This window comes from Halocatena halophila (assembly GCA_027563145.1).
GTDB lineage: Archaea > Halobacteriota > Halobacteria > Halobacteriales > Haloarculaceae > Halocatena > Halocatena halophila.
The window spans coordinates 251,986-272,773 of sequence record CP071306.1 but is presented as its reverse complement, the minus strand read 5'-3'; the positions used below and the strand labels follow the sequence as shown (position 1 = coordinate 272,773).

22 protein-coding genes are annotated in these 20,788 nt (G+C 57.2%); 13 read left to right on the top strand and 9 right to left on the bottom strand.

The genetic code is table 11. The features are described 5' to 3' along the window. Positions 1 to 38: 38 nt before the first annotated feature. Entirely contained in the window at positions 39 to 512 is a 474-nt protein-coding gene (locus JXQ78_RS01385) for a hypothetical protein (RefSeq protein ID WP_330631688.1), read from the bottom strand. A 273-nt stretch (positions 513 to 785) separates the two neighbouring features. Here JXQ78_RS01385 and JXQ78_RS01380 point away from each other — a divergent pair, with 273 nt between their 5' ends. After that, complete coding sequence (locus JXQ78_RS01380) at positions 786 to 1,802, top strand: NADP-dependent oxidoreductase (protein WP_330631687.1); 1,017 nt, start codon at positions 786 to 788, stop codon at positions 1,800 to 1,802. 4 nt (positions 1,803 to 1,806) lie between these two features. Here JXQ78_RS01380 and JXQ78_RS01375 read toward each other — a convergent pair whose 3' ends face one another. The 3 genes from JXQ78_RS01375 to JXQ78_RS01365 all read right to left on the bottom strand — a co-directional run bounded on the left by JXQ78_RS01375 (position 1,807) and on the right by JXQ78_RS01365 (position 4,340). Further along, positions 1,807 to 2,895, bottom strand: a complete 1,089-nt coding sequence (locus tag JXQ78_RS01375; RefSeq protein WP_330631686.1) for a thiamine pyrophosphate-dependent dehydrogenase E1 component subunit alpha — start codon at positions 2,893 to 2,895, stop codon at positions 1,807 to 1,809. 171 nt (positions 2,896 to 3,066) lie between these two features. Further along, on the bottom strand, positions 3,067 to 3,663 hold the full coding sequence (locus JXQ78_RS01370) for an HD domain-containing protein (RefSeq protein ID WP_330631685.1): 597 nt from the start codon (positions 3,661 to 3,663) through the stop codon (positions 3,067 to 3,069). Beyond that, positions 3,660 to 4,340 carry an EthD family reductase gene (locus JXQ78_RS01365; RefSeq protein WP_330631684.1) on the bottom strand — a complete coding sequence of 227 codons (681 nt, stop codon included), beginning with the start codon at positions 4,338 to 4,340 and terminating at the stop codon, positions 3,660 to 3,662. The genes JXQ78_RS01370 and JXQ78_RS01365 overlap by 4 nt, the downstream gene beginning before the upstream one ends. Before the next feature lie 502 nt (positions 4,341 to 4,842). On the opposite strand from JXQ78_RS01365, the gene ppc reads away from it, so the two are divergent. Beyond that, complete coding sequence (gene ppc, locus JXQ78_RS01360; protein ID WP_330631683.1) at positions 4,843 to 7,530, top strand: phosphoenolpyruvate carboxylase; 2,688 nt, start codon at positions 4,843 to 4,845, stop codon at positions 7,528 to 7,530. A 435-nt stretch (positions 7,531 to 7,965) separates the two neighbouring features. On the opposite strand, the gene JXQ78_RS01355 is transcribed toward ppc, so the two are convergent. From JXQ78_RS01355 to JXQ78_RS01345, 3 genes are read right to left on the bottom strand one after another with little or no spacing between them, the layout of a single operon-like run. Next, on the bottom strand, positions 7,966 to 9,645 hold the full coding sequence (locus tag JXQ78_RS01355) for a thiamine pyrophosphate-binding protein (RefSeq protein WP_330631682.1): 1,680 nt from the start codon (positions 9,643 to 9,645) through the stop codon (positions 7,966 to 7,968). A 16-nt stretch (positions 9,646 to 9,661) separates the two neighbouring features. Then, a complete protein-coding gene (locus JXQ78_RS01350; protein WP_330631681.1) occupies positions 9,662 to 10,660 on the bottom strand; it encodes a TIGR04024 family LLM class F420-dependent oxidoreductase in 999 nt (332 codons plus the stop codon). Further along, a complete protein-coding gene (locus JXQ78_RS01345) occupies positions 10,657 to 11,427 on the bottom strand; it encodes an SDR family NAD(P)-dependent oxidoreductase (protein WP_330631680.1) in 771 nt (256 codons plus the stop codon). The genes JXQ78_RS01350 and JXQ78_RS01345 overlap by 4 nt, the downstream gene beginning before the upstream one ends. Before the next feature lie 150 nt (positions 11,428 to 11,577). On the opposite strand from JXQ78_RS01345, the gene JXQ78_RS01340 reads away from it, so the two are divergent. From JXQ78_RS01340 to JXQ78_RS01325, 4 genes are all read left to right on the top strand, one after another. Continuing rightward, entirely contained in the window at positions 11,578 to 12,564 is a 987-nt protein-coding gene (locus JXQ78_RS01340) for an MBL fold metallo-hydrolase (protein WP_330631679.1), read from the top strand. Continuing rightward, the gene (locus tag JXQ78_RS01335) at positions 12,561 to 13,262 is read left to right on the top strand and encodes an HAD family hydrolase (RefSeq protein ID WP_330631678.1); all 702 of its coding nucleotides are present in this window, start codon (positions 12,561 to 12,563) and stop codon (positions 13,260 to 13,262) included. The genes JXQ78_RS01340 and JXQ78_RS01335 overlap by 4 nt, the downstream gene beginning before the upstream one ends. 61 nt (positions 13,263 to 13,323) lie before the next feature. Then, positions 13,324 to 13,974, top strand: coding sequence for a helix-turn-helix domain-containing protein (locus JXQ78_RS01330; RefSeq protein ID WP_330631677.1), 651 nt, complete (start codon positions 13,324 to 13,326; stop codon positions 13,972 to 13,974). Positions 13,975 to 14,047: 73 nt separating this feature from the next. Next, complete coding sequence (locus JXQ78_RS01325; RefSeq protein ID WP_330631676.1) at positions 14,048 to 14,305, top strand: MTH865 family protein; 258 nt, start codon at positions 14,048 to 14,050, stop codon at positions 14,303 to 14,305. 8 nt (positions 14,306 to 14,313) lie between these two features. Here the strand turns inward: JXQ78_RS01325 and JXQ78_RS01320 are convergent, their stop codons facing one another. Continuing rightward, entirely contained in the window at positions 14,314 to 14,874 is a 561-nt protein-coding gene (locus JXQ78_RS01320) for an SCP2 sterol-binding domain-containing protein (protein ID WP_330631675.1), read from the bottom strand. 124 nt (positions 14,875 to 14,998) lie between these two features. Here JXQ78_RS01320 and JXQ78_RS01315 point away from each other — a divergent pair, with 124 nt between their 5' ends. The 7 genes from JXQ78_RS01315 to JXQ78_RS01285 all read left to right on the top strand — a co-directional run bounded on the left by JXQ78_RS01315 (position 14,999) and on the right by JXQ78_RS01285 (position 20,156). Next, complete coding sequence (locus JXQ78_RS01315; RefSeq protein WP_330631674.1) at positions 14,999 to 15,775, top strand: SDR family NAD(P)-dependent oxidoreductase; 777 nt, start codon at positions 14,999 to 15,001, stop codon at positions 15,773 to 15,775. 44 nt (positions 15,776 to 15,819) lie between these two features. Further along, positions 15,820 to 16,437: an SCP2 sterol-binding domain-containing protein gene (locus JXQ78_RS01310; protein ID WP_330631673.1), complete on the top strand. Its 618-nt coding sequence runs from the start codon at positions 15,820 to 15,822 to the stop codon at positions 16,435 to 16,437. A gap of 1 nt (position 16,438) precedes the next feature. Further along, the gene (locus JXQ78_RS01305; RefSeq protein ID WP_330631672.1) at positions 16,439 to 17,647 is read left to right on the top strand and encodes an acyl-CoA dehydrogenase family protein; all 1,209 of its coding nucleotides are present in this window, start codon (positions 16,439 to 16,441) and stop codon (positions 17,645 to 17,647) included. A gap of 68 nt (positions 17,648 to 17,715) precedes the next feature. Further along, positions 17,716 to 18,312: an SCP2 sterol-binding domain-containing protein gene (locus JXQ78_RS01300; RefSeq protein ID WP_330631671.1), complete on the top strand. Its 597-nt coding sequence runs from the start codon at positions 17,716 to 17,718 to the stop codon at positions 18,310 to 18,312. Positions 18,313 to 18,415: 103 nt separating this feature from the next. After that, positions 18,416 to 19,027, top strand: a complete 612-nt coding sequence (sod, locus tag JXQ78_RS01295; RefSeq protein WP_330631670.1) for a superoxide dismutase — start codon at positions 18,416 to 18,418, stop codon at positions 19,025 to 19,027. 51 nt (positions 19,028 to 19,078) lie between these two features. After that, positions 19,079 to 19,342, top strand: coding sequence for a DUF5827 family protein (locus tag JXQ78_RS01290; RefSeq protein WP_330631669.1), 264 nt, complete (start codon positions 19,079 to 19,081; stop codon positions 19,340 to 19,342). Between the two features lies 1 nt (position 19,343). Then, the gene (locus tag JXQ78_RS01285; RefSeq protein WP_330631668.1) at positions 19,344 to 20,156 is read left to right on the top strand and encodes an ATPase; all 813 of its coding nucleotides are present in this window, start codon (positions 19,344 to 19,346) and stop codon (positions 20,154 to 20,156) included. On the opposite strand, the gene JXQ78_RS01280 is transcribed toward JXQ78_RS01285, so the two are convergent. Beyond that, complete coding sequence (locus JXQ78_RS01280) at positions 20,150 to 20,734, bottom strand: MBL fold metallo-hydrolase (RefSeq protein ID WP_330631667.1); 585 nt, start codon at positions 20,732 to 20,734, stop codon at positions 20,150 to 20,152. The genes JXQ78_RS01285 and JXQ78_RS01280 overlap by 7 nt on opposite strands. Between the last annotated feature and the right edge of the window lie 54 nt (positions 20,735 to 20,788).

Below are 20,788 nucleotides of genomic sequence, written 5' to 3'. Positions count from 1 at the left end.
AAAGAGATAGAATATGGCAGAGTAAAACGGGGAGACACTCACCGCTGTTGCACTGTCTTTGCGGCTCGTTGTTGTTTGTAGCCGTCAGTCGGCTGCTCGGTAACGGTGACGACGGTCGGGAGCGTCCGCTGAAACCGTGCAGTGAGCTCGTATTCGATCGCACCCAGGGCGGGCTGACAGCTCGTTACCCAGAGTGGCGTCTCCTTTTCGAGGGCTGCGATTACCAGATTAAACCGTCGGGAACCGGTGTCATACTCGACAACGGACGGTTTGACAGTCTCACAGGAATTTCCACGCCACAGCTTTCCGCGCACTGTTACCAGCTGTTTTTCGTGTGCTATCGTGATCTTCGGGGGGTGGTCCATCGGTCCGGACGGATCCTGTGAAAGGATCGAAAACTCCGTTGAAACGCCGTCTGGAGACTGTTCGTCATCATCAGTAGGTAAAGAAATACAGCCGCCAGCGAGAGCAATCACTGGAGAAAGGGTTCTGAGATACGTCCTCCGGTCCATACATCTACTCATGACGATGGTTCCATCAATCCTTCAATGGATAAAACGGAGATATGATATACTCTACATTCCGATAAAGCAGGCTAGTTGTACAAATTCATATATGGATTTGAATGTCAACCTTCCATGTAGCACTGTGGACTGCTGTCCGTTTACACGGGTACGCCTGTAATCGCACGATCGGTTTATTGAGATGTGGTATCATAGATATGAGCCGGAGAAGATCTCCGATTCCGGAGGACGATAAAAGGAAGAACTCCCAAGACGAGGTGTATGTCCGAAACGAATCGGCGATACGTACTCGGTGCACGACCGGAGGGCGTTCCTGGTCCGGAGACGTTCGAACTCGAGTCAGTTCCGGTCGGAGAACCAGAGGGCGGTGAAATACTGGTACGGACGGTGTATCTCTCCGTCGATCCGTACATGCGTGACCGGATGGATGCAAGCGAATCGTACGCCGAGCCGTGGGAGCTTGGCGATCCGATGCGTGGTGCGGTCGTCGGTCAGGTAGCGCAGTCGAAACACGACTCGCTGGAGGCGGGAGACTACGTCACGGGAGAGCTCGAATGGGCCGAGTATGCCGTCGTCGACGGTGGCTCGGTACACAAAATCGACCCGGAGCTCGCACCGCTATCGACGTATCTTGGTGTGCTTGGCATGCCGGGACAGACGGCGTATTTCGGCCTGCTTGAGGAGGGCAAGCCCCGCGCTGGAGATACTGTCGTCGTCTCTGGTGCGGCCGGTGCGGTCGGGTCCACGGTCGTCCAGATTGCAAAGCTCAACGGCTGTCGTGTCGTTGGATTCGCTGGGAGTGACACGAAAGTCGAGTTCCTCGAGGAGATCGGTGCCGACGTCGGGATCAACTACAAAACGACCGACGATTACCGGACCGCACTCAAAAACGCCGCGCCAGACGGTGTGGATGTCTACTTCGACAACGTCGGAGGACCGATCACTGACGCGGTGTTCACGCAGCTCAACACCGACGCCCGGGTGGCCATCTGTGGGCAGATCGCTCACTACAACGCCGAATCGGTGCCGACTGGCCCCCGTAAACTGCCACAGATACTCACCAAGCGGGCATCGGTAAGCGGCTTTATCGTTAGCGATTACGCACCGCGGTTCAGCCAAGCGACTGAACAGCTCGGACAGTGGGTTGGTGAGGGGTCGATCACGTATCGGGAAACGATCACCGAAGGTATCGAAAACGCCCCAGATGCGTTCATGGGGCTGTTCGAGGGCGAAAACATCGGCAAACAGCTGGTCCAGGTCAGCGACGAATCCCTGTAGGCACTCATTCCCCCCCGGTTGAGTGGGCCTGCCAGGTGTGACGCTGTGCTTGGAGTCGGTCGGTGGGTCTCGCAAACACGTCGTCGAACGGTCGGGCTGGATCGGGCTCGATGGATTCTGCCGTTTCGATTGCCTTTTGCACGGTCGTTTTGGCCGCCTCGTCGATCGTATCCAGCTCGTCTTCCGTGCAGATATTCGCCGCTTGGAGGTGGTTCCGGAATCTGGAAACGGGATCACGTTCACGCCACTGATTAGCAACCCTCTCCTCACGGTAGCGTTCGGGATCGTCGGCCGTCGTGTGTGCGCCAAACCGATACTGCACGGATTCTATCAACGTGGGCCGCTTCACATTCTCAGGGGGAGATCTTGCCCGTTCGATGGCATTCTGCGTGACGCTGTACACGGCAAGTGGATCGAGTCCATCGACACGGATACCTTCGAACCCATAGGCAGTGGCCTTCTGTGCCAGCGTTTGGCTCGCTGTCTGGCGTTCTCGTGGAACGGATATCGCCCACTGATTGTTATTACAGACGAATACGACCGGCACGTCGAAGACACCTGCCATGTTCAGTGCCTCGTGAAAATCACCCTCGCTCGTCGCCCCATCACCAAAATGACAGAGGACAACAATATCATCGTCTCGAAGGGTGGCCGCCCAGGCCATTCCGACGGCGTGGGGGAGCTGTGTCGCGATCGGTATTGTTGGCGGTGCGACGCGCGTGGACTCACGGTTGGGGCATAGCCCTCGGAGTTCGGCGATCAACGTGGTGAGATCGACGCCGTGGGCGTAGGCTGCAGCATGCTCCCGATAGGTTGGAAAGAGCCAGTCACGTGTGCCGAGTGCGAAGCTCGTCGCCACCTGCGAACCTTCCTGTCCAGTCATCGGGGCGTACGTCTCGATTCGGCCCTGACGCTGGAGGCTGATCATCCGCTGGTCGAATTCGCGTGCTGTTCGGATCGTTCGGTAGAGCGAGACACGCTCGCTTGCGTCAAGCGAAACCGATTCGGCAGCAGTTTGCTCATCAAGGACGGTAATGAGATTGTCGGACGGTACGGTGGACTGTTCTGTCGGATCGTGGTCTGGTACGCTCATGGGTGTGAAATCTTCCGCACGCAGACGCTCGACGATAGCCGACTCGTCGTACTACCAGCAATCCACGGTTGTGGGTTGGCCTTCCATTCCCCAGCGACTATCGTATGACATGATCATACAATCACGCGGTTTGCACTTAATTATTCCGTGACATAGAGTTGCATAGAAAAATTAATTCTGGGTTTGGCTGTATCTCTCGACCCATTCGGGGAGTGAGATACCCATTGTGGCCTGGGTGATCGCGTTTGATGAGATTGCGTTTGCGCTGGTAATGAGTTCTGCCTCGATCGATCGGGTAGGAATCTCTCCAAGAAAATGCGGGATCGTGCGTTTGACGGCGATCGAACAGCCAACCTCGTGCGCCAGGGCGTAACTCGAGAGTGAATGGGGAATCACGTCTCCGGCGTAGGTTGGACTGGGCGAATCGAGACGATCATTCGGAACGTGGCTGGTGTATTCGTAGCATTTTCCAACGTCGTGGAGGAGCGCACCAGCGATCACTACATCCCGGTCGATGGGTGCGCCGTGGATTCGTTCTTGTTGCTCGATCGCTGTCAATGCGATCTGGGCTACCCCCTGAACGTGTTCGACGGTGCTCACATCGTCGATGTTCCAGGCGTACGGGATGTCGTGAATGTCGCGCCAGCCACCTCGTTCGAGGCCGAGATCCCACGCACGGACACACTGCTCAGCGAGCAACTCATCGGACAGTTCATCGAGTGTTGGAAACGCGGCTTCGATCTGCTCGCGACGGGATGGTGCGTTCATTGCGTGGTGGAACTCAGGATGACTCGTTCTTCGCCCACGAACCGTGGCCGGTCGCCGATCTCGAGGAAATTATCCACATCATCACGCGGCGCTTTCGCGCGGGGATGGTCCGGATCGTAATCACGAGAGGATTCGTGGCCGAGTCCCGCCCGGAGCGCAGAGAGATCGTCGAAATAGAGTTCGGCTATGCCATCGAACTCGACTGCTGACCGGTCGATGGGAACAACACGCGAATAACGGACGACACCGGGTATTTTTCGGGCAAGCGGGACGTGTTCGGTGGACCAGTGATCCAAAAACGCGTCGTATGACATTCCCTCTTTTCTGATGAGAAACGCCGAGTGTTTATAGCAACCGTCGGTATCGCCGTCGGTGTGGTCGAGTTCGACGACTTCTTCGCCAGCCATCCAGGGTGATCGATCGAGCGCAATCGAATCTCCGACCGGAGTATCTTCGAGCACGGGATGGTCGCCCGCACCCGCAACTGCGTCGGATGAATCGAAATACAGCTCCGCGAGACCGTCGTATTCGGTTGCCTCCCGGTCGATTGGCAGTACGTGGTGACTGCGCTGTACCGAATCGAAATCATCTACGGCACTCACAAAGCGCTCTGTCCACTGATCTGTGTTCGACCCGGCGTCTTGCTTTCCGACCAGGAGTGAAACGTGCTTGTACATTCGGGTGTATGATCGGCAACGATATAAATAAATCATGGGGAATACGTAAAAACAAAATTGAGGTCCACTCACGTAAGACAGATCAGATCCGAAGGGGGCAGAATACGACGGGCCATCAGCACAAATTGTCAGAGTAAATTATAATTGTAGTGATGGGTGTTGTTACTGATTAGTGTAATAATTTAATAAACTCTACGTTCCATGATGGATTGCTATTACCAGCAATTATATTCAAGAGATGGACGACAAAAAACGACAGACAGCGTACGAGCAATAGAAATAGATACGTCCTCGATTATTTAGGCAAAGTCCAAAAAGTCAATTTAGTTTGAATAATATCGATCAAATATAGTCAGCATTAATTGATAATGATTATATCTATCTATAAAACTGCCAGTCGAAACGTATGCGCACGATAGGTGGCAATTTTTGCTATCCAATATTAATCATTCGTTTCCCACATGAACGAGAACGTTTAGTGGATCGGCCATAGAGTAGTGGTATGGAATTGCACAGCAGAGACGTCCGTCAGGACGTCCGAGAGCTTGGAGCACTGCTTGGAGACGTACTTTCCGAACACGGATCCTCTGGATCGTTCGAGACGGTAGAGTCGTTACGGACCGATGCGATCGATTACCGCGACGGTGAACTCGAGAGTCGCATCCCACTCGTTGAAGCACTGGACTCTGCATCCCCCGAACAACATCGGAACGTCGCGCGGGCGTTTACCACGTATTTCGAGCTGATCAATCTCGCAGAAGAGCGCGAACGCGTTCGCACTATCCGTACCGAATCTCAGGAACAAACCCTGCAGGGGAGCTTCGCCGACGTTGCCGACGCGCTTGCAAACGAAGAGGAGTCGCTCGTCCAGACGATCGTGGACGACGTGCTGATCGAGCCGACGTTCACCGCCCATCCAACGGAAGCCCGGCGGAAAACGATCAAATCGAAGCTCCGATCGATCGAGTCGTTGCTCAAAACGCTCGACGAACAGTCGTTGACGGATATCGAACGCCAGCAGCTAACCGCTGAGCTCACCGCAGAGGTGACGAGTCTCTGGCAGACCGCACAGATTCGATCACGCCAGCCGACGCCGGACGACGAAGCACACAACGTGCAGTGGTATCTAGAAAACGTGCTGTTCGACGTGGTCGGAGACGTATATAGAGAGTTCGAGGCCGTGTGTGAGGCCGAACTTGACGGCTCGATTGACGTGCCCGAACTGTTCAAATTCCGGTCCTGGGCTGGAAGCGACCGTGACGGAAATCCACACGTGACGCCCGATGTGACCGCTCGCACGCTAGAGCGCCAGCGAGAGCTCGTCCTCGAGCGGTATCAGTCTGCGCTCGAATCGCTCGGTGCGGTGCTCAGCCACGATGTCACGCGACTCACGCTGAGCGAGGCCTTCGAGGACTCACTCGCGGCAGATCGAGCTACACTCGAAGGGGTTGCCAAAACAGCACAGACGGCCTATCCGGACGAACCGTACCGACAAAAACTTCGGCTGATGTATGAGCGTCTCGACCGGGTGGGTGACGTGCGGCCGGGGGGATACGCGGACGCAACCGAGTTCAAGGCGGATGTAGCGCTACTGGCCGAGTCGGTCCGTGCGAACGGTGGCGACGCGATCGTCGAGTCGCAACTTGAGCCGTTGATTCGTCAGGTGGATACGTTCGATTTCACGCTTGCCAGCCTCGATCTTCGTGATCATCGGGAAAATCACACCCATACGGTCGCCGAAACGCTCGAAGACGAAGGAATCGACTACGCCGGGGCCAGTGAAGCCGAACGAATGGCGCTGTTGACCGAGGCCATCTGTCAGGACCAGTCCGTCGTCGATCTGTCCGCAACCGACGGACTCTCGGACACTGCAACGCGTGTCTGTGATCGATTTCGGGCGCTAGCGGATTGGCAGGCCGAATACGGTGTGCAAGCGATCGATACCTACTGTATCAGCATGACCGAAGAGCCAAGTCACGTGATGGAGGTGCTGTTTTTGGCGGATCAGGCGGGGGTGGTCCAGCTCCCAGAACACGCCGGCATCGACGTGGTTCCGCTGCTCGAAACCGAACACGCGCTCTCTAACGCCCGCGAGATCATGGGAACCCTGTTCGAGAACGAGGCATACTCACAGGCGCTCGAACTACGGGGGAAAACCCAGGAGATTATGCTTGGCTACTCCGATTCGAACAAGGAAAACGGATTTCTGGGGGCAAACTGGGCGCTGTATCGAAATCAGCGCAGGCTGGGCGAGATTGCCGACGAATTTGCAGTCGAACTTCGGCTGTTCCACGGCCGTGGCGGCTCGATATCCCGTGGGGGCGGCCCAATGAACGAGGCGTTGCTCGCACTGCCCAGAGAGACCGTTACTGGTGCGGTGAAATTCACCGAACAGGGCGAGGCAATCGCCGAGAAGTATGCCAACCCACGAATCGCCGAACGAAATATCGAGCAGATGCTGACCGCACAGCTCCGTGCCAGACTCCAGGCAATAAAAGAACCAGAGCCACCGATCGAGTCCACGTGGACCGACGCGATGGAGGCGATGGCCACCAGCGCCCAGTCGGCGTATCAAGAGTTGCTCGAGACGGACGGCTTTGTCAGCTATTTCGAACAGGCCACGCCGATTACCGTCATCGAAACCCTCAATCTCGGATCACGGCCGGCGTCACGGTCGGATGAGCGATCCGTCGAAGATCTGCGCGCGATCCCATGGGTGTTTTCGTGGACCCAATCGCGGTGTATTCTCCCTGGCTGGTACGGCGTTGCGACGGGAATCGACAGCTATCTCGAAAGCGGCTCGATCGACACGCTCCAGGAGATGTACGACCAGTGGCCGTTTTTCCGGACGACCCTCGACAAAGCCGCGCTCGCGATTGCTCGCACCGACATGGAGATCGCAAGTCACTACGCCGACCTCGCCGACGAGTCGCTCCGGAGTCGGATTTTCCCCCTGCTTGCGGGCGAACACGAACGGGCGCGCGAACTCGTACTCGAGATCACCGGTCGTGAGCACCTGATCGATCGGGAATGGCTCAGAGACAGCCTCGAACGGCGAAATCCATACGTCGACCCGCTCAATCTCCTCCAGGTGTCACTGCTTGCGACGGATGAACGATCCGCAGTCGAAGAACGCGCGCTCAGACTCACGATCAACGGAATCGCTGCCGGCATGAAAAACACCGGCTGAGTTTCCCGCTACAACGTCACTCGCTTCCACTGTTTGCCAGGGTGCCTTTGGAGGTCGAACGTCGTTATCCAATCGCCGTTCCGGTATTACACTGGTAAGGATGTAACAACCCGTCGTTCGATTGCGCCAGATTTCGACGTCCGAATCTGAGAACCCCACCACGTTACAAAAGTAATTGTATATTATATCTCGGATATTAGCCCTCATCCAGAGCGTAATTGTTCGATAAACAGTTATGAACGATTGAAAATAGAACGACTGAATTTAACGCTACAATCCCACGTGTTTTACCCATCGGTATCGAACTTTGGAGAGCACCAGAGATACGATAAACTGTGAATATAACTGCCTATCAGGCCCGACATAACATGAGAAATTGTGAATATATGTTCCCTTGATGGGTGTACTCTGTAATGAATGAAAACGGCAATCGGTTCAATCGTGGACGAGAACGTCCACGACGTCCGGGCCGTCGTTCGACAACGCGCTACTGAGAATGGGATCGAGTTCATCCGGCGTGGTGACCTGATGGGCGCTCGCCCCGTGACTCTCTGCGTTGGCAACGAGATCGACAGGTGGATCGAAATCCATTCCAACGAACGAGTGATCGTCGTCGTCACCGCCGAAGATTGCGTTCGTGTTGTCTTTGAGAATTCGGTAGTTCCTGTTGTCAGGAACGATGATAGTGAGATCAAGATCGTAGCGCACAGCGGAGTAGAGACTGTGGGGATAGTAGAGATAGGATCCATCGCCAACGTAGCCGATGACGGACTGGGGATCGTCGCGTTCGTCCTGTGCAAAGGCCGCACCGAGTGCGGCCGGGAGTCCGTACCCCAGTCCACCCCCTTTGTTTGAGAGCAGTTGCTGTGGTTTGAGTGGCCAGCGCGTCAACAGCGGATACTTCGAGGTAACGCCCTCATCAACGATGAACGCATCCGGGGCGAGATCGTAGAGCGCGTCGACGAGCGCTGCCTTGTTGGGTCGGGTCTCGTCTGGTGGCGTCTCATCGACGCCCATCGATTCGACGAGACCGGCCAGTGAGTCTTTGAGCGTGCTGGTCCGCTCGAGTCGGGCCGTATGCGTCGTTGCCTCAAGTCGGTCAGCAACGCGTTCGGCGAGTTCAGTACATATCTGACCTGGATCGCCGAGCAGCGAGACGTCAGCCGGGATGCGCTTTCCGAGATCACCGGGTGCATCGCTAATGTGGATCGTTGTGGTGTCCGCACCAACGAGATCGTTCTCGTGTCTGAGTAGCGTTGTGTTCGATGAGCAGCCTGCAAATACGATGGTGTCGGCGTCCAGCAGCATCGATGCTGGGCCTTCCTGTGGCGGGATGTGTGAGAGCCACTGGTCATGGTCGGCCGGGAAGTTCACTTCACAGGCAAGAATCTCGCCGTGAACACGTGTTCCTGCGGCTTCTGCTAGCGTGACTGCACCGTCGACGCCGTCGTTTCGTGCCACGTGGTCGCCAACGACTAGCACGGGATCCGTCGCCGAGATGAGCGCGTCGGTCGCTGCCTGCAGTTGCGTGGGGTCGCCACCGCCAGCCGTCGGAATTGCACCGAGTGGCTCCGGACTGATTTCGGCAGCTTCTAGCATAATGTCCATGGGAAGCGCGAGAAACGCCGGTCCCGTCGGAGGGGTGAGCGCGGCGCGGACCGCGCGTCGACACAGCAATGGGAGAGCCTCGATGTCGGTCACCTCAGCACTGAACTTCGTGAACTGTTCGACCATTGCCTCGAGATCGCCGTCCAACAGCGGCTCTTCGTGGCGGAAATCGAGCTCGTGATTTCCGGCAGTGATTAGCAACGGCGCGCCGGCCCAGTGTGCGCCGTACAGATTCCCCAGACCATGGGCCATTCCCGGCGTGATGTGGAGATTGACGACACCCAGCGGCGGTCGCTCCGTCGCGTGATATCGACGAGTGCTTGCATAGCCGGCCGCCATCCCCACCGCGATGTCCTCGTGGAGCGCGAGTGTATACTCCAGGTCGGCGTCGGCGATTGCCTTGAGAACGGGGAGTTCAGTCGTTCCTGGGTTGCCGAACACGCGAGTGACGCCGTATTCCTCGAGCGTCTGCACGAAACACTCTGCGCCGGTGGTCGTATCTGTCACGGACTGTCACCCGAATTCATGGCGCAAGCTCCTCGATTGTCGTGCTGATCTGGGTTTGTGTTGCACCCCGTGGGAACGAAATCGCAACAGCATCCACGCCGTCAATCGTGCGAAACCGCGCGAGTGCGTCGGTCGCCTGTGCAGGTGTCGTGGCAACTGCCAGATTTTCGAGCAACGAAGTCGGAATCGCCTTGATGGCACCTTCGCGATCGCCATCGTTGTACCGCTCATACACCGTAGATGCGACGTCCTCGTGTCCCTGACTCGAGAGTGCATCCCGGTAGAACGTGCCCATTCCGCCGATGTAAAACGCAAGATGCGAACGAACGACGGCTCGAGCCTGCTCGAGATCCGGATCGACACAGCACGGAACCGAGAGCGTCACCCGCTGGTTCGAGCGGTCACGGTCGCCCAGTTCGACGCCATGGCGAAACGCATCGAGTCGCGATCGCATTCCATCTGGTGTCAGCATGAGCGCGTGCCAGCCATCAGCGAAGCGCCCCGCAAGCTCGACGGCTTTGGGACCCATACCAGCGGTGTCAACCGGCGGGGCTGGCGTCGGCGGATCACAGCGCAGCCGAAAGCCAGACAGCTCGAAGAACTCGCCGTCGTACTCGACAGGTTCACCGCTGAGCACCGCTTTTATTACCGCTATGGTTTCGCGCGTGTATCGCAGCGGTCGGTCGAACGACGACCCGTGCCAGTGTTCGACCACTTGTGGGCCGCTCGGACCAACGCCAAGGCGAAATCGGCCATCAGAGAGTTCTTCGAGCGTGGCCGCAGTCTGTCCGAGCAACGTGGGCGAGCGCGAATAGACGGGTGCGATCGAGCTCCCGATCCCGATCTCTGTGGTTCGCTCTGCGATCGCCGACAGCACCGTCACGACATCACGACCCCAGGTTTCTGGCAGCCAGAGCCGGTCGTATCCAAGCGATTCTGCCTGCTCGGCCTGCCCAGAGAGCACCTCGATCGAGGGCTGTGAAGCCACGGGAAGCGACACGTCGAGAGCAGTCATAGGTCAGGTGATTCCATGATGTCAGGAACACCACGGGCGACGATTGTCTCGCCAGTGATGTACGACGCACCCTTCGAACTCAAAAACTGAATCGTGTCTGCGATTTCTTCGCTCAGCCCAATCCGCCGATCGACAGCAGTGCGGTCGATCTCGTCTGCGGTCACACCCATCTGTGATTCGACACCCGGGGTCGCGACAAAGCCGGGCGAAACGCAGTTCACTCGAACGTCGTCGTCGGCCCACTCGAACGCCAGCGTCTTCGTTAGATTGACGACCGCGGCCTTGGCCGCCGCGTAGTGGCTCATATACGGTGCCCCCTCCATGCCGGCGACGCTCGCAAGATTGACGATCACGCCGCCATCGCCGTTGCGCATCTGTTCGCCGGCGAGCTGTGAGCAGTGATATGTGCCGTGAAGGTTGATGTCGACGATCGTCTTCCAGCCGTTCTCGGAAATGTCCTCGTAGTTCGCCATGAAGCTCGCGCCGGCGTTGTTGACGAGAACGTCTACCGATCCGAACTCCTCGACGGTCGCCTCAATGAGCGCACCGACGGACTCTCGTTCGCGAACGTCACATTCGACCGCAATCGCGCGCCCAGGCCCATCGATGTCGTCGACGACATCGTCGATCTTCTCCTGTGTTCTCGAAGAGACGACGACGTTCGCACCGTCTTCGACGAACCGTCGGGCAGTCACCGCACCGATTCCCTGTGAAGAGCCGGTGATGATCACGTTTTTGTCCGCAACGCTGAACTGATCCGTCGTCACGCGGTAGCCACCTCGGATAACATTGGTGTACAACAACTATTACAGTTTGAAAAACACCCCGATTCCGGAAGCGACAGCCGGATTCGACAGGCGAACGTGTTTGCTGATGGCAACGTCACGCTTATTCACACGCCGCCGAATCGTGGGGTAATGGAATCGCGTGAACGTCCCGTTCCGATCCATCGGATCGAATACGACGTGAACTGGCCACCTGGCCACGTGACGAGCTATCTGATTGACTGTGCAGAGCCCGTTCTGATCGACGCGGGAATGCCTGGTGAAGACAGCGAACGCCGGCTACAAGAGACGCTTTCCGGACACGGCTACTCGCTTGCAGAGATCGAGCATCTCGTTATCACACATCCACACATCGATCACATCGGACAGACCGAGGCGATAATCGAGGCGGCCGACCCGACAGTGTACGCACCGGCCAGCGTTCAAAATCGGTTCGACCGAACGCTCGATGACCTGGAAGCCACTGTTGCGACGAACGTCAAACGAGCCGGATTCAGCGACGCAGAGAGTGAGTTTCTCGTCACGAAAGCCGTCGAATCGCTGCGGCGCAACCGTGAGCTTCTGGCGCCGTCCGCGGTCGATGTGTGGCTTGAGGGCGATTCGACCGTCGAGATCGGAACGACACCGATCGATGTGATACACACACCTGGCCATCAGGCCGACCATTGCTGTTATGCCGTCGAACTCGACGGCGAGCGGCTACTTATCGCGGGTGATATGGCGATCGAATCGTTCCGCCCGGTGGTGTTACACGCAGGGATGGATCGCGGAGTAGAAGACGGAATTGAAGCCTTTTTCACGGCGCTCGATCGGCTAGCTGAGCAGTCGATCGATCGGGTGTATCCGGGCCATGGACCGGTGCATACCGAGTTTTCAGAAACGATCGAACGTCACCGTGAACGGCTCAAGCAGACGCTCGTGGCGACAGTCAAAACCGTCGAAACCGCTCAATCGCCGATCAGTGGGGCGGACGTTGCGGCCGAACGAGCAGGCAGTCGTGACACGACGTACATCGCCGCCGAAGTGCTCGCCACACTCGAGTATCTCCACAGTGAGGGCGAACTCGACGCCATCGACGAAGCGGGCGTGCGCCGCTATCACCTTCCAGAAGAACAATGAGTGGCTTCGATGGGGTCTTTTTCGACATTGGTGGCGTGATTCTCGACCTCGACTCCGTTGGGAGTGGTCACCAGGCGTTTCTCGAGAAAATCGCCGAAAAAGAAGATATCGACGATTTCGACGAACTCTCTAGCACCTGGTATGAAACGTTGAGTGCGTATTTCAACGGCCGCGACGGAACGGAGTATCGTCGGGCACTCGTGGGCTATCAACGCGCGATCAACGCCGCAGTTGGACGGGAGATTCCAGAGTCAGAATGGCGGCCAGCATTTGCGGCCGCGAGCTCGGAAGGTCTCGAACACACGCCACACGCAGTAGAAACGATTCGAACGCTCGATGCCAGGGGATACTATCTCGCCATCATCTCAGACATCGACACCTTCGAGGCAGAGCAAATGCTCGAACAGTTCGGGCTCACGGAGTGTTTCGATCACGTGACAACGTCCGAAGCGGTCGGACGAACGAAACCGGATCAGAAAATGTTCGAGACAGCCATCGAGAAGGCACCCGTTGGACCCGAGAACTGTTGTTACGTTGGCGACCGGATCAAACACGACATGCACGGGGGAAAGCGTGCGGGCTTTACGACCGTTGCACACGGGGGAAGCGCTGGTGCGAACGCAAACGATTCGGTCGTCGACCACCGGATCGAGGATCTCAGTGAACTGCTGGATATCGTCGAATCAACGAATGAATAACTCGATGACAAACATTTTCTTTGGTGAAGATATTTACGTCTAGAATCCAGTACCCCATCCTATGAGGTACATCACGTTCGTCATCATTCCACCGGACGGAGGATTGACCGACGCCGACCGCGCGTTCGGTGGGTCGGCTGCGGTTACCCGTCATTCGATTCAACACATCAACCTCCTAACTGATGGGACGGCGGTGTTGATATTCGAACTCGGTGGGGAGGTCGAACGGGCAGACGAAATCTTACAATCCTCACCAGAAGTCCTCGAGTACAACATCACCAAAACCAGGGAGAATCACCACGCGTATCTCCACCTAGAGGCCAACGAGATCATCACAGAACTGCTTTCGATCCCCAACGAGCACGAACTGGTGGTTGACACCCCACTGGTGTACACCCACCGTGGAGGGTTGCGCGTGACGGTGATCGGCGAAGAGTCGGTCTTTCGCCAGGCGATGACCGAAGTACCGCCGTCGCTACGAATTAAGCTCGAACAGTTAGGAGAGTACGAGCCAACGACCGATCGGCTGTTTTCGTTGCTCACCGATCGGCAACAGGAAATTCTTCAGACGGCGATTCAGCAGGGCTACTACGAGGTTCCCAGAAAGGTGACCCACAAAGATGTCGCCGAATCGCTCGACTGTTCGGGTGGGACTGTTGGTGAGCATCTCCGAAAGATCGAGGCGACGCTGCTCGCTGAGATCACCCCGTAAGTCGGGTGGACTTAAAGAGACGGGCATCACAGGCAACGATGTTACCTGTCAACCGTCGGTACGCAGTGCCGTCATGGTCGACAAAGACGATCTGCGATCGCAACTCCGTGACGCGTTCGAGGGTGCCGATTACCCAGTAAACAGTCCAATGGATCTGGTTCCAGCGTTGCCAAACGGACCAGCGACGACGTTCGAATCCGGTGATGTGAGCTTTACTGCCATGGAGCTCAACGCACAGGCCGGTGGTAACCAGTCGTTCCCGTACGATTCGGTCGAGAATCTCGTCGGCGATATCATGGACGGACTCGAAGAAGAAGGATATCTGGACTAGGGCGGCGTCTAGTACTCCTCGTCGGCGAATCCCGCATCGATCGACGACGCGAGATCGGTTAGCTGCACTGCGGCGTCGGAGTACTGCAACACTTTCTGCATGTCACCGTCGAGGTCGAACTTTCCACCCATGAGCCCGTCGATCACGCCGAGTTCAGCGCGCATGAGCTCCTTCCACGTGTCGTAATCGGCACGCAGATAGAAGCCAACGTCCGGCTCTTCGTCGGGGTCGATCAGATGACACTCCGGACAACCACCGTTCTCGAGCGCCATGTACGCCTGTCCAGTGTATCCTTTTCCGGACTCTTCGGTGACGTAGGTATCGAGATCGTCGACGAGAAACTCGGGCATTGCGTCGTGGTCGAGTTCGTCGACTGGCATCTCGGTCATCTCGAAGATGAAATCGCCATTGAAATCGACACCCCACCCCTCGCTGACCTCAGCGTACTCCTCGTCGGCGTCCACACGGTCGCCATACTCGCTGAACCAATCTTGACTTGGGAAGATCATCGGCTCGGAACTGGATTCAGTATCCGACATTACGTCAGTGGTGAATCTCTCGTGTGTCATAAACTTACTTCGGAGTATTCACGTGTGTTTAAATATGCTGCCGGGGAGAAGCGTTGGTTCCCTTAAGTGACCGCGTATTCGGCAGGGAACCTATTTGGGGGCGGTTTCCCAACGGTTGATCGTCATGGATTTTGGACTCAGTGAGAAGACTGCGGTGGTAACTGGTGGTGCCGGACGCATTGGTTCTGAGGACTGTCGGGTGCTTGCCCAGGAGGGTGCGGAGGTCGTCGTGCTCGACGTGAACGAAGAGGCGGCCGAGAACGTGGCCGAAGAGATCGAAGACGACGGCGGGACGGCACATGCCGTCGAATGTGATCTCACCGACCGCGACGCGGTCGGCTCGACCGTCGAGGCGCTCCGCGAGGAAACTGGAGGGATCGACGTGCTCATCAACAACGCTGGCATGGTCGATGCTCGCTCGCGCATGCAGGACTACGACGACGAAACCTGGGATCGCGATATGTCGATCAACATCACCGGGACATACAACATCACCCAGGAGGTGTTTCCGGCGATGTGCGAGCGAGGCTGGGGGCGAATCGTGAACATGTCCTCAATCACGGGAATCCAGGGTGGCTTCGGCCAGGCGTCGTATGCGACGACGAAAGCAGCACTCATTGGCTTTGGCAAAACACTGGCGCTCGAGGGCGCTCAGAATGGCGTTACGTGTAACGTTGTGGCACCGAACATCGTCGTCGGCGCGCTTGCCGATCTCCCGATCGAACAGCTCGAAGCGGTCGATGAGCATTTCGCTCGCATTGCAAAGGCAACCCCAATGCGAAAGCTCGGTCGGGAAGAAGACGTCTCGAATCTCATCGCGTTTTTGTGCAGCGAGCAGGCCGAATACATCACTGGGCAGGTCGTCGGTGTCACTGGCGGCGTCGATCTGTTTAGCTTCTAAACCGCCAGTCTGCGGTGTAATATTCTTAAATACCCTCCCATCCGATGAGTCAAACCCATTCACAGATCGCCACTACGAGCAACTATCGCATGGTAGACGACGAACTCGTTCAGCGAATCGAGGAATCATTCGACAAAGACGACGACGAGCTGCAGGCCGTGTTGCCGGAGCTGCTCGCCGAGATCGAAGGCAACGCAGACGAGCTGGTGAAAAGCAACCCAGCCATTGTCTCGCGAATTCTCGACCGAATGGGTGACATGGAGATCGCCCCGTTTGTGTCCGAGCACCCAGACACGGCAGATCAGTTCCAGGAGCTTCTCTGGTCTGGCGTTCGGACGGTCGCCGACGGCAACGAGGCAGTCGAAGAGCAGATCAACGAGGACATCGCGGTGAACTTCGAGGCCGAAGACTGTCCGATGACCGGCCACGTCGAAGTCGTCAGCGACGATACTACCGTTACCGGCGGAGCAGGCGTGCTTGACGACCCCGACATTTCGATCACCGGTCCGGCAGACGTACTGGTGGGACTGATCACTGGATCGGTCGATCCGATTCAGGGATTCATGCAACAGCAGTATCAGATGGACGGTCCGGTGCAGAAAGGTACGCGACTGGCACCGATCATGAACACGCTCTCCGAGCAAGCACAGGCAACGCAGTGAGATGCAACTGACAGACGAACAGCGGGCGTTTCGGGCCGATCTGCGAGGGTATTTGCAGGAGAACGTCGAACCAGTCGTCGACGACCTTGATCGCAACGGACCAATGGACAGGGACACGCTGATGGGCTTTGTCACCGATCTCCGCGAGTTCGGCATCGGCTTCGATCCCGATATTGCCCCGAACTTCTTTGGGGATGTCTGGAAGTTCATGCTCACGGCAGAAGAGATCAGCTACGTCTGGCCGAGCCTGAACGTCGGATTGATGATGTCGTTCCCGTCGGTGTTCGTCAGATTTGCCGCTCCACAAACCCGCGAGGCCATGGTGCCAAAGCTCGAAACCGGTGAGTGTCTGGCCAGTCTGGCCGTGACCGAACCGAGCGGTGGATCCGACACTGCAAGACCACGGACGACCGCACGCAAAGATGGCGACGAATTCGTCATCAACGGTGAGAAGATCTGGGTGGGCAACGCCCACTACGCCGATGTGGTGCTCGTGGTCGCTCACGACGAATCGACCGACGCACAGGACATGTTCCTGGTCGATCGTGAGAACGCGAGTTTCGAAACCGAAGAGCTGGACAAACTGGGCTGGAAGGGCGTCTCGAACGCGAAGATCACGTTCGATTCTGTCAGAGTTCCCGAAGGAAACCGACTCTCTAATATCTTCTCCAATGCGATCATGGAGGGGTATGATATGCACGAAATCGTTCCGTTCCCCGAGAGCGTCACTCAGCTGTTCTTCGAACAGAAGCCGCTGAATGCTACCTTCTCATTTATGCGTACCGGCATGTCGTTCATGGCCGTCGGTATCATGCAGGCCGCAATGGACGAGGCCGTAGCGTACGCTACCGATCGGGAAACGTTCGAGAAACCGATCGCACAGCACCAGCTTGTACAGGATAAGCTCTATCAGATGAAAGCCGGGCTCGAAACGTCCCGTGGACTCGCCCGCCGGGCGGCCGAACTGCTCGAATCCGGCGATCCGGACGCGCGGCTTATGTCTTCACTGGCGAAAGGCTACACCGCCGAAACGAGCAAGCAGGTGACCGACGACGCAATCCAGGTGTTCGGAGCGGAGGGGCTCAAACCAGAGAACCGACTCGAACGCTACTATCGGGACGCTCGCGTGATGACGATTCCGGACGGCACCACCGAGATCCAGAAGCTCATCGTCGGCTCAGAGCTCACCGGTATGAGCGCCTATCACTGATCCAACAAAAAACACCCGCGTATAGCCGGCTATAAACCCAACGTGTTGGTCGCACGATTCGGACCACGATGGTACTGTATCCCACAAGCGAGTGGCTGTCAGCGTATGAAACCGCCCTGGAGGAGAACGAACAGCTCAGTGAAGCCGGTGCTGGCTGGGGTGTCGAATTCGATGGCACACTGTTGTTCGAGATCACCGACGTTCCGATTGAAGAGACGACGCTGGGGACACTCCCCGAAGAGGCGTTGGACGGCGTCTCCGATGGGCTCCGTGAGCAACTGGCGGACATTCCCGTGGCCGAGGCCGCAGAGCTGATCGACGAAGACGTGCGAAAACATCTTCCAGAACGCTCTAGCACACTCTTAGATCAGGTCGAAGATCACATCGTTGACGGAACGGTGTACACGTATATCGACCTGTATGATGGAGGCTGTCGAGAAACCGAGATTCTCTCGAGTCGTGATGAACGAACCGTGAGCTTCGTTCTTTCGGGCGGTCATGAGGCCTGGAAGCGTATCGTTAGTGGTGAGCTGGATCCAGTTCCTGCCGTAATGAGCGGTGAGCTCGAAATCGAGGGTGACATGCAACAGGTGTTGAAATACTCGGAGGCGACACAGCTGCTCGGCGAGATTGCTGCTGGACTCGACACAACACATCTGTTCTGAGCTAAAAAACACTCAGTTTGCTCTGGACATAATACGAGAGTAATGTGGGCACATCTCAAGATTTAACATCCAGCCCGTAGAGGGCTGAAACGAGGGAAACACAATGACAGAACACTCGAACCCCGAGCTTCCCCCGTTGCCGTACGACTACGACGCACTCGAACCGCACATCTCAGAGCAAGTGCTCACCTGGCATCACGATACACACCACCAGGGCTACGTCAACGGTCTCGAAAGCGCAGAGCAGACGCTGGCAAACAACCGATCAAGCGGCGATTATGGCTCTACAGCCGGTGCACTCTCGAATGTAACACACAACGGCAGTGGTCATTATCTCCACACGTTGTTCTGGAACAATATGTCTCCAAACGGAGGATCGAGTCCGTCGGGAGAACTCGCGAACCGTATTGAGGAGGACTTTGGATCGTACGACGGCTGGGAAGGCGAGTTCCGGGCGGCAGCGAGTGCTGCGGGTGGCTGGGCGCTGCTCGTGTACGACCCCGTGGCAAAGCAGCTCCGGAACGTTGCGGTGGATAAACACGACCAGGGTGCGCTCTGGGGATCCCACCCAATTCTTGCGCTCGACGTGTGGGAACACTCGTACTACTACGACTACGGGCCGGACCGTGGGTCGTTCATCGACGCCTTCTTCGAAGTGATTGACTGGGACGATGTGTCCCAGCAGTACGAAAACGTCGTTTCCTCTCACGAGTAGCATCAACGAAGAGACGGCGGTCTTTTTGCGCTCGCGAAACTGCTAGGGTGTATGCCACGACCGAAATCAAATTTCGATCGCCTCCAGCCGTTGGCTTTTAAAGCACCCGAGGCGGTGTTAGAACCGGATCAGATGTACACTACCTACGAGATCGCTCGCTTGCTCCAGGGTCTAGAGCCCGACCGCGAACTCGATCCGGAAACCGAGGCTGTGTTGCTCGACTGGGCGATTCCGTGGATGATCTACAACGCCGAGTCGTTCGTCTTCGGTGCGCCAGAGAGTGACGACGAGCCGGGCCACTACGGACTCGCGTAAAATGCAACTGCTCGTCGCCGGAAGTTCCCGTGTGGATGCGGGCAAAACGACGTTTTCGGTCGGATTGATCGATCGGCTCGGCGCAACGGGGTTCAAACCCCGCGCCGGCAACGACCACTGGTACGAATATGACGATGTCGACGTTGCAACCGAGCGTGGACTGCTGTACGGCAAAGACGCGCGTCGACTCGCCAGTGCGAGTCCCACAGACCATCATCCAGTGTCGATCAATCCAATTCACCGCCTCTGGCGGCCATCACCGGGGCCGGCCGAGGGACTCCTGGGACGCACTGATCGGGAGTTTCTCGTCGATCGCGTCGGCGTCGTCGATCCGACGTATCTGTACAACGACACGGTAGCACTGCCCGACGCTCTCATTGAGCGGCTCGAACTTGCCGATGGAACACCAGTTCATTCGCTCGAGCAGTTCAACAAGCTGATGGAAACCCACCATCTCGATGCTCTAGAACGGATTTCTCAGCGCATCGCAACCACGGAAACGGCCGTCGTCGAATCGTACGGCGCGATCGCTCGGCCACTGCGATCGTTCGAGCCGGGTGCTGTGGCGGTCGTCGAGCCACGGCGTGCTCGTATCTACGACGGGATGCGGTATGCAAACGCCTGTTCGGTTGCCAGCGGCAGCGCACAACACGGTCGACTCGAGGTGTCAGTCGGTCGCGTCACGGATCTCATCGATCCCGTCGCAGTGTGCGAACTGCACGCCCTCACAGAAGAACATCGGCGTGATCCAGAAGCGATCGCGACCGCATACGAACCTGCATACGACGCGTTGCTCGAGACGGCAACTCAGTAGAGCTCTGCTGCGCGACGAGCGAGCTCGATGTTATCGTACGGACTGTCGGTAACGCTCGCGCCGTGGCCGGTGTGGATCGCAGTGAGCGTCTCATCGGTCTTTGAGAGGACATACTCGATTGACTCCACCAGCGTCTCTCGATTGCCTTCCTCGAGATCCGTCCGTCCGAAACTACCGTTGGCAAAGACGAGATCGCCGGCGAACAGTGTCCCGGTTGCGCTCGCATAGAGACAGCAATGATCGTCTTTGTGTCCTGGGGTGTGGAGCACTTCGTACGTCGAATCGCCGATTGGTATCCGCTCGCCGTCGGCGATGGGGTTATCAACCAGCGCATGCGACGGATCGAATCCCCAGGTCTCGACGTTGAACGCTTCGGTCACCGCTGTGAGATTGCCGATGTGGTCCGGATGTGTGTGCGTAAGCACGACTGCGTCGAGATCATCAGTGTGTGCCTTGATCCGTTCTGGTGCGTCGAACTCGTTGCCGGCGTCCACCAGGATGGTTCGGTCACCTGTAACGAGAAACGCGTTGCTCGTGAACGCCTGGACACCAGCAGCGATGTTCGTAATTGTCGACATACCTCATGTACGGCATACAGCCGTTTGTGTACGTCGAATCGAGCAGGGCCGGAA